The sequence below is a fragment of the Nocardia alni genome, from assembly GCF_019038435.1.
Classification (GTDB): Bacteria; Actinomycetota; Actinomycetes; order Mycobacteriales; family Mycobacteriaceae; genus Nocardia; species Nocardia alni.
Genome location: NZ_JAGPOX010000110.1, coordinates 1 through 16,300, shown reverse-complemented (window position 1 = coordinate 16,300; position 16,300 = coordinate 1). Strand labels below are relative to the sequence as shown.

13 protein-coding genes are annotated in these 16,300 nt (G+C 67.7%); 7 read left to right on the top strand and 6 right to left on the bottom strand.

Annotated elements, in window-relative coordinates:
- The first annotated feature begins 4 nt into the window (after positions 1-4).
- The gene (locus JZ791_RS31965; protein WP_308163196.1) at positions 5-1,516 is read left to right on the top strand and encodes an acyl-CoA carboxylase subunit beta; all 1,512 of its coding nucleotides are present in this window, start codon (positions 5-7) and stop codon (positions 1,514-1,516) included.
- 67 nt (positions 1,517-1,583) lie between these two features.
- Entirely contained in the window at positions 1,584-2,369 is a 786-nt protein-coding gene (locus tag JZ791_RS31960; RefSeq protein ID WP_216899545.1) for an SDR family oxidoreductase, read from the top strand.
- A gap of 9 nt (positions 2,370-2,378) precedes the next feature.
- On the opposite strand, the gene JZ791_RS31955 is transcribed toward JZ791_RS31960, so the two are convergent.
- From JZ791_RS31955 to JZ791_RS31945, 3 genes are read right to left on the bottom strand one after another with little or no spacing between them, the layout of a single operon-like run.
- Positions 2,379-3,920, bottom strand: coding sequence for an aldehyde dehydrogenase family protein (locus JZ791_RS31955; RefSeq protein ID WP_216899543.1), 1,542 nt, complete (start codon positions 3,918-3,920; stop codon positions 2,379-2,381).
- Positions 3,917-4,768: an amidohydrolase family protein gene (locus JZ791_RS31950; RefSeq protein WP_216899541.1), complete on the bottom strand. Its 852-nt coding sequence runs from the start codon at positions 4,766-4,768 to the stop codon at positions 3,917-3,919. Before JZ791_RS31950 ends, JZ791_RS31955 begins: the two co-directional genes overlap by 4 nt.
- Positions 4,768-6,396, bottom strand: a complete 1,629-nt coding sequence (locus JZ791_RS31945; RefSeq protein ID WP_216899539.1) for an acyl-CoA synthetase — start codon at positions 6,394-6,396, stop codon at positions 4,768-4,770. Before JZ791_RS31945 ends, JZ791_RS31950 begins: the two co-directional genes overlap by 1 nt.
- A gap of 218 nt (positions 6,397-6,614) precedes the next feature.
- Here JZ791_RS31945 and JZ791_RS31940 point away from each other — a divergent pair, with 218 nt between their 5' ends.
- Genes JZ791_RS31940 through JZ791_RS31920 form a run of 5 tightly spaced genes read left to right on the top strand, consistent with a single transcriptional unit; the run spans position 6,615 to position 11,714 of the window.
- On the top strand, positions 6,615-7,826 hold the full coding sequence (locus JZ791_RS31940; RefSeq protein ID WP_308163195.1) for a cytochrome P450: 1,212 nt from the start codon (positions 6,615-6,617) through the stop codon (positions 7,824-7,826).
- 31 nt (positions 7,827-7,857) lie between these two features.
- The gene (locus tag JZ791_RS31935; RefSeq protein WP_308163194.1) at positions 7,858-8,652 is read left to right on the top strand and encodes an enoyl-CoA hydratase/isomerase family protein; all 795 of its coding nucleotides are present in this window, start codon (positions 7,858-7,860) and stop codon (positions 8,650-8,652) included.
- A 2-nt stretch (positions 8,653-8,654) separates the two neighbouring features.
- Complete coding sequence (locus tag JZ791_RS31930) at positions 8,655-9,371, top strand: TetR/AcrR family transcriptional regulator (protein ID WP_216899536.1); 717 nt, start codon at positions 8,655-8,657, stop codon at positions 9,369-9,371.
- A gap of 22 nt (positions 9,372-9,393) precedes the next feature.
- A complete protein-coding gene (locus JZ791_RS31925; RefSeq protein WP_216899534.1) occupies positions 9,394-10,197 on the top strand; it encodes an enoyl-CoA hydratase/isomerase family protein in 804 nt (267 codons plus the stop codon).
- The gene (locus tag JZ791_RS31920) at positions 10,182-11,714 is read left to right on the top strand and encodes a class I adenylate-forming enzyme family protein (protein WP_254206690.1); all 1,533 of its coding nucleotides are present in this window, start codon (positions 10,182-10,184) and stop codon (positions 11,712-11,714) included. The genes JZ791_RS31925 and JZ791_RS31920 overlap by 16 nt, the downstream gene beginning before the upstream one ends.
- Before the next feature lie 287 nt (positions 11,715-12,001).
- Here JZ791_RS31920 and JZ791_RS31915 read toward each other — a convergent pair whose 3' ends face one another.
- The 3 genes from JZ791_RS31915 to JZ791_RS31905 all read right to left on the bottom strand — a co-directional run bounded on the left by JZ791_RS31915 (position 12,002) and on the right by JZ791_RS31905 (position 16,109).
- On the bottom strand, positions 12,002-13,678 hold the full coding sequence (locus JZ791_RS31915) for an acyl-CoA synthetase (RefSeq protein ID WP_438804579.1): 1,677 nt from the start codon (positions 13,676-13,678) through the stop codon (positions 12,002-12,004).
- A gap of 110 nt (positions 13,679-13,788) precedes the next feature.
- Positions 13,789-15,225: an aldehyde dehydrogenase family protein gene (locus JZ791_RS31910; protein WP_308163197.1), complete on the bottom strand. Its 1,437-nt coding sequence runs from the start codon at positions 15,223-15,225 to the stop codon at positions 13,789-13,791.
- A gap of 74 nt (positions 15,226-15,299) precedes the next feature.
- A complete protein-coding gene (locus JZ791_RS31905; protein WP_216899531.1) occupies positions 15,300-16,109 on the bottom strand; it encodes an NAD(P)-dependent oxidoreductase in 810 nt (269 codons plus the stop codon).
- Positions 16,110-16,300: the final 191 nt, after the last annotated feature.

Here is a 16,300-nt window from a genome sequence, read left to right as displayed (position 1 = left end):
CACTGTGGCCACACCGATCGACGATGCGGCCGACGGCTGGCACCACACGCTCGACGATCTCGCACGGCGGCGTGAGATCTCAACCGGCATGGGTGGACCCGAGCGGGTGGCCAAGCATCGCGGCAAGGGCAAGCTCGATGCCCGCGCCCGGGTCGACCGTATGCTGGACAAGGGGTCGTTCCACGAATTCGGCACGCTCGTGGGTGGCGAGGTCGCCGCCGATGGCATCGTCGCCGGTTCCGGACTGATCGACGGCTCCCCGGTGATGGTCGGCGCCGAGGATTTCACGACCATGGCCGGAACGATCGCTCCCGGCAGCAATTCCAAGCGCTACCGGCTGGCCGAACTCGCGGTCCGCAATCGGGTACCGCTCATCATGCTGCTCGAGGGCGCCGGATTCCGCGCCACCGGAGCGCATTACGGACGCACCCCGACCGATCTGCTCGCCCAGGCCCGCTGTTCGGGCCGGGTGCCCATGGTGACCGGGGTGCTGGGCTCCTCGGCCGGGCACGGCGCGCTGGTGGGACCGGTCTCGGATTTCGCCATCATGAGCCGGCAGGCCGCGATCTTCACCGCCGGACCGCCGGTGGTGCGGGAGTCGACCGGGGAGGACGTCTCGAAGGAGGATCTGGGCGGCCCGGACGTCGCGCTCGTCAGCGGTACCGTCCACAACGTCGCCGAGAGCGACGAGGACGTGCTCGACGACATCCGCCACTATCTGTCCTACTTCCCGCCCAGCGCCTGGTCGTATCCGGCCTCGCTGCTGCCCGACGAGGACGCCGCGCCGCGGCGGACCCCGGAACTGCTCGACATCGTCTCCCGCGACAATCGGCGCGTCTACGATATGCGCCGCGTGCTGGACGTCGTGCTGGACCGGACCGACTGGTTCGAGGTGCAGCCGCAGTTCGGCACGGCGATCGTCTGCGCCCTGGGTCATCTCGGCGGCCATCCCGTCGCGGTCGTCGCCAATCAGCCTCTGGTCCTGGCCGGTTCGATCGATGCCGATGCGGCAGACAAGGCCGCCCACTTCATCTCCGTCGCCGACGCCTTCCACCTGCCGCTGATCTTCCTCGCCGACAACCCCGGCATGCTGCCCGGCAGCGAATCAGAATTGAACGGCGTATTGCGCAGTGGGGCGAGGATGTTCGTCGCCCAGACCACCGCGACCACGCTCAAGCTGCACCTCACATTGCGCAAGGCCTACGGCTTCGGCTCGATGGTCATGTCGCTCATCGGATTCGACAACCAGATCGCCACCTTCGCCTATCCCGGCGCCACCATGGGCGCGATGAGCGCCGCCGCCCTCGGCCGCTCGGCCGGCGTCGATGAGGTTGTCGCGAAACAGCTGCGCGACATGGAACTTCAGGCTTCATACCGCTCGGCCGAGCACATGGGTTTCGACGAACTGCTCCACCCCGCCGAGACCCGTAACGCCCTGCTGCTGTCGCTGCGGCACGGACTGTACAGCCGACAGGCCGCGGCCGAGCCCGTGAACCGCACCGCCATCATGCCGTAATCACCAGCCGAGCAGAAGAATTCGGTGCGCGGCACATTCGACGGCATCTCCCGGAAGGACGGTCGATATGAGACCTGCGCAGCGAAAAGTCATCGTCGTCGGAGCGGGCTCGGGGATCGGCGCGGCGACCGCTGCCCACTTCCACGACCACGGCGATCACGTCCTCGCGGTGGATATCCGCGACAACGCAACGCCCGCATCGCAGTTCGCGCGGTGCGATCTGCGCGACGCCGCGGCGATCGCCGGACTGCTGGCCGGCCTCGACCCGGGCTGGGATCTGCTGGCCTACGTCGCTGGGCTGCCCGGGACCGCGCCGGCGAACGACGTGCTGCGGGTGAACTATCTCGGTATGCGCCTGATGACGGAGGGCACACTGCCGCTGCTGCGACGCGGCGGCTCCGTGGTGACCGTCGCCTCGGTGGCCGCGGTCGGCTGGGAGCAGCGCATCGAGGCCCTGAACGGCCTGCTGGAGGCCACCGACGCCGAGGCCGTGGAACGCTGGCAGGCCGCCCAGGATCCCAGCTACCCCGTCTACAGCACCTCCAAGCAGGCGGCCATTCTGTATGTGAAGCGGCTGACCGGACCCGCGTGGGCGAAGTACGGGGTACGCGTCAACACGGTCAGCCCGGGCCCCACCGAGACGCCGATCCTCCCCGATTTCGAGCAATCGATGGGTAAGGACATGCTCGACACGGTCCGCACCGTCGCCGGCCGACATGCCACGGTGGACGACATCGTCCCGGTGATCGCGTTCCTGGCCTCCCCCGAGGCCGGATGGGTCACCGGCCAGGACATCCAGGTCGACGCCGGCTTCATCACCTCGCTCACGGCCGGCGCGCCCATCGAGCTGTAACCGGCACTCTCAACGCTTCCTCGGGGCGCGATAGGCGATCGTCCGGGTTTCCAGATACTGCCGGAAACCCTCCACTCCGCACTGACGGCCGACGCCGCTGTTCTTGACTCCGCCGAAGGGCGCGTCGGCGCCGTAGAACATGCCGCCGTTCACGCCGAAGACACCGGATCGGACCCGCCGCGCGATGGCCATACCGCGATCGAGCGAACTCGACACCACCGCGCCGGCCAGCCCGTAGGCACTGTCGTTCGCCATCCGCACGGCCTGATCGTCGTCGTCGAAGGGCAGGACCGTCAGCACCGGCCCGAAGACCTCCTCCTGCGCCAGCGGATTCGCACTGTCCTCGGTGATGAACAGCGTCGGCCGCAGGAAGTGCCCGCCCGCAAGGTGACCGGACAGGCCCTCGGGACGACCACCGCCGGTCACCAGCCGCGCGCCCGCCCGCTGTCCGCGCTCGCAGACCTCGAGCACCCGAGCCTGCTGCGCGGCGCTGATGACGGGACCGACCAGCGTCTCCGGTAGCGTCGGATCACCTACTGGCACAGTCTCGAACGCGATGGTGAGCGCGGCCACGATCGGCTCGAACAGCGAACGGTGCACCAGCATCCGGCTGTTCGCCGCGCAGGCCTGGCCCGCGTGCACGCAGATACCGAGCGCGCCGCGCACCGCGGCGCCCACATCGGCGTCGTCCAGCGCGATCAGCGCCGACTTTCCGCCCAGTTCCAGGAACATGCGTTTCATCGTGTCGGCGCCCTGGCGCATCAGGTGTTTGCCGACCGCGGTGGATCCGGTGAACGAGATCAGGTCCACCCGTGGATCATTGGACAACAGTGCGGCGACCTCGTTGGACGGGGTGGGCACGACATCGACCACGCCCGGCGGGATATCGGTGTGCTCGGCGATCAGCCGTCCCAGCCTGGTCGCGTTCCAGGGCGTGTTCGGATCCGGTTTGAGCACAACGGTATTGCCCGCGGCAAGGGCCGGACCGAGCTTGTTGAGGATGACCTCCACCGGAAAATTCGACGGGCAGATGGCCGCCACCACACCCACGGGCGCCTGGACGACGGTGCGAACATTGCGCTCACCGAACAGGCCTCCCCCGTCCAGCGTTCGCTCCCACTCGAATTCATCGATCAATCGCGCCGGATAGCGCAGCGCGTCGGCCAGCGGCCAATCCAATTGGGCGTTCTGCGTGGTCATCCGGGGGCAGCCGACCTCGGCGATCAATTCCTCCCGCAGTAGCTCACTGTCGCCCTCGATGGCGCTCTGCAACTGTTCCAGGCAGCGCCTGCGCAACGCCCGGTTCGCCAACCAGTCGGATTCGTCGAATGCCCGCCGGGCCGCCGCGATGGCCCGGTCCATATCCTCCGCGCCGGCGGCCGCCGTGACACCCAGCTCTCTGCCTGTCGCGGGGCTGATATTCGCGAATTCCGCGCCGGACGCCGCCGCGACCAATTCGCCGTCGATGAGCATCCGGGTTTCCGCGTGTTCGGCCGCACGCAGTCCCAGCGCAACGCTCGGGGCCGACTGTTCGTCCACGACGTCACTCACGTCTTCTCCTGATCGTCGAGATTCGCTTCGCTGAAGAAGAATTCCTCCGCGTTGCCGTACAGGTAGTTGTCGCGCACATCGTCGGGCAGGTCGAGAGCCAATGCCTCCGGAACGACCCTGCGCTCGGGCAGGACCGGCCAGTCGGAGGCGAATATGACTTTGTTCCCGCCACGGGTGCGCATGTAGTGCAGCAGGCTCTCGGGCAGCCTTTTCGGTGACCACGCGGAGGTCATCAGACGCAGGTTCGGATATTTGATCAACAGCCGTATGGCCACGTCCCACCACGGGTCGGCGCCGTGGATCATGCACAACCGGAGCTCGGGGAATCGCACGCAGACCCGGTCCAGATGAATCGGATTCTGCACCTCGCCGGGAATGCGCGGCCCTGGAATACCGGTGTTGACGCACAGCGGCAGACCCAGTTCGGCGCACTTGGTATAGAGCGGGTAATACACGGCATCGCTGGGCGGGTACATCCCGTCGCCCCAGAAGCTCGGGCCCACCGCGGCGTAGGCGACCGGCAGGCTGTTCACCACTGCGACAAGTTCACGCAGTGACGGCATCGGACGCAGCAGATTCATCCCGCCAACGGCCAGCGAGAAACGATCCGGCCGGGCCTCTACGAATTTTCTGGCGGTCACCGAGGGTTTCGAGAGCGAGTCCATGAGAATCGCGCGCCGCACACCCTGCTCGTCCATCTCCTCCAGCAGCCGACCGAGATCGACCGGGTCGAACATCGACTTCGGGCCCTTGAAATAGTCCTCCCGCACGGCCTGCATCCACCGCGGCTGTGCCGGCGCCTCGCCGAAGTGGACGTTGACGAGGCAGTCGATTACACGGTGATTCATCACCCTCCGATTTCCGTGACGATGCCGGCCGCGACGCGCTCGGCTGCCCAGCGATAGTCGGGTTTGCCGTTGCCGAGCCGCGCGATCGCGTCGACGAAGATGAACTGCTTGGGCACCTTGTATCCGGCGAGCAGATTCCGGCATGCCTCCCGCATTTCGGTCTCGGTCGGGGCGGTGAGCTCGCGAGCACAGACCAGCGCGACAACCTCCTGGCCCCAGCGCTCGCTGGCCCTGCCGACCACGAGGGCGTCCCGGATTCCCCTGTGCGCCCGCAGGATTCCTTCGACCTCCTCGACGAACACCTTCTCGCCGCCGGTGTTGACGACCAGCGAGTCCCGCCCGAGCAGCCGGAGACTGCCGTCGGGCTCGACGGTCGCCCGGTCGCCGGGTATGGCCATGCGTACACCGTCGATCACCGGGAAGGTCCGCTCGGTGGCCTCCCGGTCGGCGAAGTATCCCAAGGGGACGCGTCCGATCCGTGCCGCCCAGCCGATTTCGGTGTCGCCGGGCGCCAGGAATCTCGTCCGATCGGCGGATACCGCGGCGCCACCGCGCATCAGGGCGAACGTCTCGATCTGCGCGTCCCGGGTGCTGCGGCCGAAACCCATGCCCCCGGTCTCGGAGGACCCGTATCCCTCCACGATGGTCACGTGCGGCAGCATGCCGATCAACGCCCGCTTGTGCTCCGGATTCGTGGCGGCTCCCCCGGTCCCGATCGCCATCAGCGAGGACAGGTCGTAAGCACCGGTGCGCATCTCGTCCACCAGGGGTCCGGCGAAGGCGTCGCCGACGATGGTCATCATCGTCACCCGCTCCCGCTCCGCGGTGCTCAATGCCCTACGGGCGTCGAACTTCTCGCGGTCGTCGTAGAGCACCACCGTCTGCCCGGACAGCGCACCCGCCAGCGCCGTCCACGTCCCGGCGGCATGCAGCAGCGGCGAGGCCGCGAGCCACACCTGCCCGGTGGCCCGGGCGAGTTCGTGCAGCGACTCGGGGGATTCGTGATCGCCGCCGCTCATCGCCGAGACGTACATGTCGCTCTGCCGCCACAGGACTCCCTTCGGCCGCCCGGTGGTGCCGCCCGTGCAGATCATCACCAGGTCGTCGGGATCGGTCGCGATCACTCGATCCGGATCACCCCGGGCCACACAGTCGTCATAGGAGACCGATTCCGCGAGTTCGTTCACCCCGCTGCCGTCGTCGACCGAGACGAGCAGATCGACGTCCATCCCCGCCACGACGCCGGCGACCTTGTCACCGAAAGCGCGGTGGTAGACCACGATCCGGGGCCGCACGTAGTCGAGCAGATCCCGGATCTCACGAACGGTGTAGTAATGATTGACGTTGACCGGGACCGTACGAGCCTTCAGACAGCCCAGCATGGCATCGGTGTAGCGGTCGTTGCGCATGATCAGCGCGACCCGGTCCTGACCACATTCCCAGCGGTGCAGCAGCGGCCGCGACGTGTGCGCACCGAATCCGCGATCGGCCAGGAAGTTCGCGAAACGCCTTGTATTCGACGCTGTTTCGGCGAACGTTGCGCGCCGGTCGCCGCAGACGGTCATCACCCGATCCGGTACCGCCGCCGCGAGCGTGTCCAGCACCTCGCCGAGGGTCCACTCACTCATCGCACCACACTCTCCGCCTCCCGTACCGAAACGACCGGAGAAAGCATCACAGATTTGTTTACTGTATCCCTATCTATAGCCTCGCGCCGAGGATCTGCCGTGCGCGATGATCACCGGACCGACGGAACGACACAACCATCGCCAGTCGTATATACTGTATCAATTACAGTATATGGAACGCACCGACCCCGTGCGCTGCTACGACGTAAAGGTGAGCCGTGGATACCTCTGCTGGAGACCACTCGGCGCCAGCCGGGAGCACCCTGAATCCGCGCGATCCCTACCCTTTCTTCGCCGCCAGGCGGCGGGAGGCGGGCGTGTTCCACGGAACGGTCATGGACTACTCCGAGACCCCGGAATCGTTGCGCCCCACGGACAGCTACGCCGCGGTCTCCTACTCCGCGGTCAACACCGCGCTGCGCGACAGTCAGGTGTTCAGTTCCAAGTTCTACGACTCGACCATCGGCATATTCATGGGACCGACCATCCTGGCCATGGACGGGACGATGCACAGGGCTCACCGGAACCTGGTGGCCACGGCGTTCAAGCCGCAATCGCTGCGGCGCTGGGAGCCGGAGATCGTCCGGCCGATCTGCGATGCGCTCATCGACGAGTTCGCCGTCCGGGGCTCCGCCGATCTGATCAGGGAGTTCACCTTCGAATTCCCGACCCGAGTCATCGCGCGACTGCTCGGCCTCCCCGAGCGAGATCTGCCGTTCTTCCGCAAGGCGGCCGTGGCGATCATCAACTACGCCAACAAGGTTCCGCGGGCCTTGCAGGCGTCCGAGGAGCTGAAGGAGTACTTCCTCGGGCATATCGAGCAGCGCCGGTCGGACCCGGCCGACGACATCATCGGCGATCTCGCGACCGCCGAGATCGACGGGGAGAAGCTGACCGACCGGGCCATCTACTCCTTCCTGCGCCTGCTGCTGCCTGCCGGACTGGAGACCACCTACCGGTCCTCGGGAAACCTGCTGTACCTGCTGCTGACGCATCCCGACCAGTTCGATCGGATCCAGCAGCGGCACGATCTGATTCCGCAGGCCGTCGAGGAGGGGCTGCGCTATGAAACGCCGCTCACGATGGTCCAGCGGGCCGTGACCGAGGACACCGAGCTGGACGGCGTCGCGATCCCCGGGGGCGCGGTGCTCGATCTGTGCCTGGGCTCGGCGAACCGCGACGAGGCTCGATGGGAGCGCCCGGAGGAGTTCGACATCTTCCGGACCCACACTCCGCACATCAGCTTCACCGCCGGCGCGCACACCTGTCTCGGCCTGCACCTGGCCCGGATGGAGACCAGGGTCGCGATGGAATGCCTGCTGAACCGCCTGACCGGATTCACCCTGCTCCCCGAGGGCGATCCGCACATCTTCGGCCAGCCGTTCCGCTCCCCCAACACATTACGGGTGACATTCGATGTCATCGCCTGAGCCGCTTGCCGATCGACGCCGAGGAGGAGCCGTGACCGACGAACCCGTATTGCTCACCGAGCAAAGCGGTCATGTGCGGACACTGACCCTGAACCGCCCGCACCGGAAGAACGCGATCACCCGCGACCTGTGGGCGGCGCTGCGCGGCGAACTTCACCATGCCGCAAAGGATTCCGACGTGCGAGCGGTCATCCTCACCGGCTCCGGCGGCTCGTTCTGCTCCGGCGCCGACATCTCCGATGCCGCGGGGATGGACGAATTCCCCGATCCGAGTCGGGAGATGAACGCCATCAACGACGTCGTGCAGCTGCTGCACGACCTGCCCGTGCCCACCGTCGCGAAGGTGCGCGGCGTCGCCGCCGGCGCCGGATGGAATCTCGCGCTCGGATGCGATCTGGTGGTGGCGACGCCCGACGCGCGGTTCTGCCAGATCTTCACCCGTCGGGCGCTGTCGCCGGACTGTGGCGGTTCGTGGCTGCTGCCGAGACTTGTCGGCCTGCAACAGGCCAAGCGGCTGGCGCTGCTGGCCGAGACGATCGACGCCGACGAGGCGCGCGGCCTCGGGCTGGTGACCTGGGTGCGCCCCGAGGACGCCATCGACACGTTCGTGGAGGAACTCGCCGTGCGGCTGGCGTCCGGGCCGCCGCTCGCGCTCGCCCAGACCAAGGCGCTGCTGAACGCGGGAACCGTTCGCACACTCAGTGAGTCGCTCGCGGAGGAGACGCGGGCGCAGGCGGTCAATCTGACCGGCGCCGACGTCATCGAGGCGTTCGCGGCGTTCGCCGAGAAGCGCGCGCCCGTCTTCACCGGCACGCCGGGCGGCTAGCCATGGCCGAACGCAGCAGCGCCGGGAAACGGCAGCGGCGCGAACGCGGCTCGCTGAATCCGGACGACATCATCGACGGCGCATTCGAACTCGCCGAACGCGTATCCATCGACGGCCTGAGCATGCCGCTGCTGGGCAGACACCTACAGGTGGGTGTCACCAGTATCTACTGGTACTTCCGCAAGAAGGACGACCTGCTCAACGCCATGACCGATCGGGCGCTGCGGCTGCAGGTCTACGCGATCCCGTACCCGTTCGTCGAGACGGCGAACTGGCGGGAGACACTGGCGAACCACGCGCGCACGATGCGGCACACCTTCCTGGCCAATCCGATTCTGTGCGACCTCATCCTGATCCGGTCGGCGCTGAGCCAGCACGCCAGCCGGATCGGCGCGGAGCAGGTGGAGCGGACGGTCGCCAGGCTGGTGGACACCGGCCTGACCGCCGCCGAGGCCTTCGACCTCTACTCGGCGATCAACCTCCACGTCCGGGGATCGGTTGTCCTGCAACGGCTCTACGACAAGAACGGCGATTCGGACGGTGAGGCGCGGGCATACTACGACAGCATTCTGATCGCGCCGGACACGACACCGCTACTCGCCGAGGCCATGTCGAACGGGCTGCGCGCGGGCACACCGGACGACCACAACTTCGAATTCGGACTGCACTGCATTCTCGACCGCGCGAGCCGGTTGATCGAGACGCGTTCAGTACCATGACAATCCCACGAAGGAAGCCCCAATGTCGTTCGACTCCATCGTGTACCGCGTCGACGGGCATACGGCCACGATCACCCTCGACCGCCCGCAGGCGCTCAACGCCCTGACCCCGCACATGATCACCGAACTACGGACCGCCTACGACGAGGCCGAGAACGACGATAATGTCTGGACGATCGTCGTCACCGGCGCCGGTCGCGCCTTCTGCGCGGGCGCGGATGTCAAGGCCATCCCCGGCGACGGCAAGGTGATCAACGAGCGCCCCTATCTGTCCACCTACGAGCAGTGGGAGGCGCCCCAGGAGGGCACACCGCCCTTCCGCAGCATGACCAAGCCCATCCTGGCCGCGATCAACGGATTGTGTTGCGGCGCCGGGCTGGACTGGGTCACCACCGGCGATATCGTCATCGCCGCGCAGTCGGCGACCTTCTTCGACGCGCACGTCAGCATCGGGCTGGTGGCGGGCCGCGAGGTGGTGCGCCTGGCCCGGGTGCTGCCGCGGGCGGTCGCGCTGCGAATGGCGTTGCTGGGCAAGCACGAGCGGCTCAGCGCGCAGCGGGCCTACGAGCTGGGCATGATCACCGAGGTGGTCGCGGACGACCGGCTGCTCGAGCGGGCTCACGAGATCGCGGATATCGTGAATTCCAATGCGCCCCTGGCCGTCCGGGGCACCCGGCTGGCCATCCTCAAGGGCCTGGACGTGCCGCTGCACGAGGCCGAGATGCTCGCCGAATCGTTCCGCGAACGAGTCACCCGCACCGAAGACGCGCTCGAGGGGCCCCGGGCATTCGTGGAGAAGAGGACTCCGCAATGGCAGTGCCGATGAATCACTCCGGGCATGCGCTGAGTCGTCGTATCGCCGAAATGCTGGCGCTGCAACCAGATTCGCTCGCGATCGAGTACGACGACCGGTGGTACACCCTCGGTGAGCTGAGCGAATTGTCCGGGAGCATCCGCTCGTTCGTGCTCGCGCACCCGGCGGGCCATCGCACGGTCGGCATCCTGCTGCGCAACCGGCCCGAACATGTGGCCGCCCTGCTCGGTGTCCTGCTGGGCGGCGGCACCGTTGTGGTGCTCAATCCCGCCCGCGGGGACGAGCGCACACGGGCCGACATCACCGCGCTCCGGCTGCCCCTGATCATCGGCGCGCCCGACGATCTGGCGGCCCTGGTCGTGCCGTCGCCCGGCACGGCGACCGTGGCGATCTCGGGCATGGCGGCTGAACCGCACGCGTTCCCCGGCAGGCGCGTTCTCGACGGACCGACCCACCCCGGTGTCGCCGTGCGCATGCTGACCAGCGGCACGACCGGACCGCCCAAACGGGTGGACATCACCTACGACATGCTGGCCCACAGCGTGCTCGGCCCCGAGCCGGACCGCGCGCCGCTTCCCGCGCGACCGCGGCAGGGCGTCGCGATCGTGAACGCGCCGATGGTCCACATCGGCGGCGTGTTCCGGGTGCTGCAGTGTGTCGTCGAGGCCCGGCCCTTCGTGCTGCTCCCCCGCTTCGAGCTCGAGCGCTGGGCCCGTGCCGTGCGCACGCATCGGCCCAAGGCCGTGTCACTGGTGCCCGCCGCGCTGCGCACGGTGCTGCATTCGGATCTGCGCCCGGAGGATCTGACCGGTATCCAGGTCGTGACCTCGGGTACCGCGCCGCTGTCGGCCGCGGACGCCGACGCGTTCCACGAGAAGTTCGGAATCCCTGTCCTCACCTCTTATGCCGCAACGGAATTCGGCGGCGGGGTCGCGGGCTGGACCCTGGCCGATCACCGGCGGTACTGGAACGCCAAGCGCGGCAGCGTAGGCCGGGCGACCGGAGGTTCACGGCTGCGGGTGGTCGATGAGGACGGCACCGTCCTGGACGCCGACCGTCCCGGCCTCCTGGAAGTCGCACCCGGCCAGCTCGGCCCGACCGCGGAGTGGATCCGCACCACCGACCTGGCCCGCATCGACGCCGACGGCTTCCTGTGGATCATGGGCCGCGCCGATCAGGCGATCATCCGCGGCGGCTTCAAGATCATGCCGGACGATGTGCGCGGCGCCCTGGAAAGCCATCCCGCCGTCCTGGGCGCCGCGGTGGTCTCACGCCCCGACGGCCGCCTCGGCGAAACACCGGTCGCGATGGTGGAATTGCGCTCCGGCCACTCCGCCGAACCCGGCGACCTCATCGAACATCTGCGACACCGCTTGGCCCCCTATGAGATTCCCACCGACATCGCACTCGTCACGGCCATCCCGCGCACACCCTCCGGCAAGGCCGATCTCCGCGCGGTGCGAGCACACTTCGCCCCAGACCACCCGGGCGCGACGCTGAACAACCCGCCGGGAGGGCTCCCCGCCTGACCATCGCGCCTACAGGAACCGGCACTTCCGACGCCGACGACGTGCGTCCGCCCCGGTGCGTCAGACGCACGGCCTGAACGGCTACGCCCACGGCAGTGGGCGGGCTCGGGCTCGATCCCACGCAGGCCATCGAACCGATCACTACTCCTGGCTGTCGCACCATCCGATCCACGACGTCGTCCAAGTGCCCGGGGTGCGCTGCGGGCTCTCCCGCGTCGCCCGAGCCGCACAGGCGACGGCGTAACCCCGCGCAGCAAAAACCGTCGGATATGGTCTCGTGCCGTGAATCAGCCTGCGGCGATCACTTGTTCGCGGGCCCAGCGGTAGTCGGCCTTGCCGGCCGGACTTCGTACGATCTCCGAGCGGAACACGACGTGCTTGGGCAATTTGTACCGCGCGAGGGACAGTGCCGCATGAGTGATCAGATCCTCGTCGCTCGCCTCGGCTCCTTCGGACAGGGCGACGACGGCGACGACCTCCTGCCCCCATCGCTCGCTCGGGCGGCCCACCACGACCACGTCGGCGACGGCCGGATGGGACGAGATCGCCATCTCGACCTCCTCGACGAAGATCTTCTCGCCACCGGAGTTGATCGTCACCGAATCGCGCCCGAGCAGTTCTATGGACCCGTCGGCCAAGCGCCGAGCCCGGTCGCCCGGAATCACGAAGCGCATGCCGTCGATGAGCGGAAAGGTGATCGCGGTCTTGACGGCATCGCCCTTGTAGCCCAGGGGCGTGAAACGGCGTTGGGCGAGCCAGCCGATGCCCTCGTGGCCCGCGGCCAGCACCGAGCCGAAATCCTCGGCCACCACACAGGTATCCGCGCCCGCGGCGAACCTGCCGGTGGACACCGATCCGGCCGCCGACACGTGGTGCATCTGCGCGCCGGTCTCCGAGGCACCGACCGCGTCCAGTACGACCAGCCCGGGGATCGCATCGATCCAACGCCGCTTGATCTGCGGGCTCAGCACGGCGCCTCCGCTGGTCAACGCCACCAGCGACGACACGTCGGCCGACGTCTTCTCGATCGCGGCCAGGAGCGGACGCGCCATCGCGTCACCGACCACGATCGCCACGGCGGCGCGCTCCCTCGAGATGGTTCGCACGATCTCCTCGGCATCGACATGGTCGACCACAGTGGGAAGCACGAGCGTCTGTCCGGTCGTCATCGCGGTGAGCACCGCCCACTGTGCCGCACCGTGCATCATGGGCGGCAGAAGCAACAGGCGCACACCGGGATTCGCTTCCGCTCGCGCGACGACCTCGGAGTACGAATCGATCACCGCACCGGTGTTGTTGTCCCGGCCTCCGCAGGCGGCCATGAAGATGTCGTGCTGGCGCCACAGCACGGCCTTGGGCATGCCGGTGGTGCCGCCGGTGTACAGCACATACAGATCGTCCGGAACCGCTTGCGGCAGCTGCGTATCCGGTTCGGTGGCTGCCACGACGGTCTCGTAATCGACCGCGCCGTCCAGCAATTCGTTGCCGGAGTCGTCGGCGATCTGGATCAGCACACGTAGCGCCGTCAGGCCGGGCAGTACTTCGGCCAGGCGGGGCGCGAACGCGGCGTGGTAGATGAGCGCGGTCGCACCGGAATCGGCCAGCAGATACTGCAATTCGCTCTCGACATAGCGATAGTTGACGTTGAACGGCGCCACTCGCGCCCGGAACGCCCCCATCATCCCCTCGATGTATTCGGGACCGTTGTAGGCGTAGATGCCCAGCAGATCCTGCCCGGTCTCGTGCCCGGCGAGCGCCGATCGCTCGGTGTGACAGCCCAGCCCGCGCGCGTGCAGGTAGGACGCCAACCGCCGCGACTGCTCGGCGACCCGGGCATAGGTGCACCGGCGATCGCCCTGCACCACCAGCTCACGATCGGGAAGGGCGGCCGCGACCGCATCCGCGGCCTCCACCAGGGTCAATTGCGAGGTTACCGGTGCGGATACGCTGCTCGGACGAGACAACTGCGCCTCCTGGGTCGACTGGCCGACACCAATAGAGTAAACCAACTGTAATACCTACGGGAATGATTACAAGTACGGATTCGGCGGCCCACGCCGAGCGGGAGAGGCGCTCAGGTCCGCGCTGTGCGCCTTATCCGGCGGTGTGTGCGCCGATGCGCGCGGCGCAGGGCGAGATCGGTGACGCGACGGAGCATGCCCGAAAACGGTGGTGCGGCACGGGCGGTGATCATGAACGGAAGATCGGTGCCGACGACAGTTCGATAGTGGGTGAAGGTATCGAAGCCGGCTTTGCCGCGATACGCGCCCATGCCGCTGTCGCCGACCCCACCGAAGGGCGCGTCCGCCGGGAACATCTGCATGCCGAAATCGTTGCGGGACACGCCCCCGCTGCGGGTCGCCCGGACGAGTGCGCGGAAATCGCGATCGCCGCGCCCGTACCAGTAGGCGACCAGGGGCGCGGGACGCCGGTTCAGGTGCTCGATCACCTCGGCGAGTGCGGAATACGGTCGCACGACGAGCACCGGTCCGAAGATTTCCTCGGTGGCGATCGGCATGTCGTCGGTGACGTCCCGGACGATGGTCGGTGCGATCTTGCGCGACACCGGATCCGGCAGTGTCTCACCCGGTGGAACGATCTGCTCGACGTGCGCGCCCGCCTGGCGTGCCGAATCGACCAGCGCGACAACGCGATCGTAGTTCACGGTATCGACGCACGCGGTGTACTCGTCGTCATCGGCGATCGCCGGGAACATATCTCGCAGAGCGGTGCGGACCGCGTCGGCGAAGGCGTCGATTCGTTCGGCCGGTACGAAAACGGTGTCGGGGCACACGCAAACCTGCCCGCCGTTGACCATGCGCGCCCGCGCGATCCGGCCAGCTGCGCGCCGGATATCGGCATTCGGCGCCACGACGACCGGATTCTTCCCGCCGAGTTCGAGCGTGACAGGCACGAGATGCTCTGCGGCAGCACGCTGAACCAGCCTGCCGACCCGGGTCGATCCGGTGAAGAACAGACAGTCGAAGGGCAACTCGGCGAAGGCTGCGGCCACGTCGGGGCCGCCGGTCACGACGGCCAGCTCGCACTGATCGAAATAGTCGGGCGCTAGTTTCCGAGTCAATTCCGCAGTGCGCGAAGTGATCTCGGACATCTTGAGCATCACCCGATTGCCCGCGGCGAAGGCCGCCGCGGCGGGCACGACAACCAGCTGGAGAGGGAAGTTCCACGGGCCGATGATGCCGACGACGCCCCGCGGTGTGGGCTGGACCTGAGCGCGGATGCCGTAGAGGCGCGCTGCCGGTTTCGGATTGCGTGGCCGCATCCAGTCGCGCACATGCGAGCGGGTGTGCTCGATGGTCGTGAGCATGCCCATGATCTCCGCGAACAATGTCCCGGTCCGCGACCGTGTACCGAAATCGCCGGTCATCGCGTCCACGTAAGCATCGACGTTGTCCAGGACCATCGCGAGCAGCCGATCGATCCTGTTGCGCCGCACCGCCGCCGAGGGTGGCCCCTCCCGCAGGAATGCCGCTCGCTGCCGTTCCAGAATCGCGGCCGGTGTCGCGGATTGCCCTGTCGACCGGTCGTTTTCGGTCGTTGCGACCCCGGGCGTAATTTTTGCGGTCATCCGAGATCCAGTGGGCCATCATGAATCACGGCGGCGAGCTGCCCCAGCTCGATGCCGTTGTCGGTGGTCGCGGCCAGACACGCCGCGACGTCTTTGCGCAGGAACGGTGCGGCCACCCGCTCGAACCCGCTCGGCCCGCCGATGCGCTGAATCGACTCCATGGCATAGCTGCGCCCGCTACAGACAAGTAGCGCGCGCAGCAGATCATCGTCGGCGATGCCCATCTTCCGGCCGATCTCCGCGGCCGTCGCGACCAACTGCGCGCTGGCGGCGAACAGCGCGTTGTTCACCAGCTTCACGCGTAACGCGCTGCCCAGCTCACCGGTGGTGACGATGGTGCCGGCATAGGACTCCAGCACCGGCCGCGCGAGCGCCACCGACGATGCCGGACCACCCAGCAGGACGGTCAACTCCCCCGCGGCGATGTCCTGAGCCGACCCGCTCACCGGACCATCCAGCAGTACCGGGCCATCGGAATGAGTGGCGGCCAGACCACGAACCGTCGACACGGCTCCGGTGGTGTGCGAGACGACGACGCAGTCTTTGCGCCCGGTCGCGAGCACGCCCCGCGGGCCGCCGAGTACCTCCACCAACTGGTCGTCCGAGAACACGCAGACGATCACGACATCGCTCACGGCGGCCATCTCGGCCACCGAATTCGCCACCTCGGCCCCGGCCGCCCGGACCCGTTCGCGCACCTCCGGCCGGCGCGCGTAGACCACCACCCGGTGACCGCCCCGGACCAGCCGGACCACCATCGGCTCGCCCATCCGCCCGGCCCCCACGAATCCGACAACCCGCGCCATCCGCGCACTCCTCGCTCGCCCGGTCGGCATGCTCACGCCGTAACAGTTGATTTTCCAGTAATAGCAACGGTAACACCAATCGAGCACCTCGGACGCCGAATGCCCTGCCCCCCTGACGCACCCGACGCACCCGACGCACCGATACGCCCGCACACCGCACACCGCACACCGCACACCGCACACCGCACACC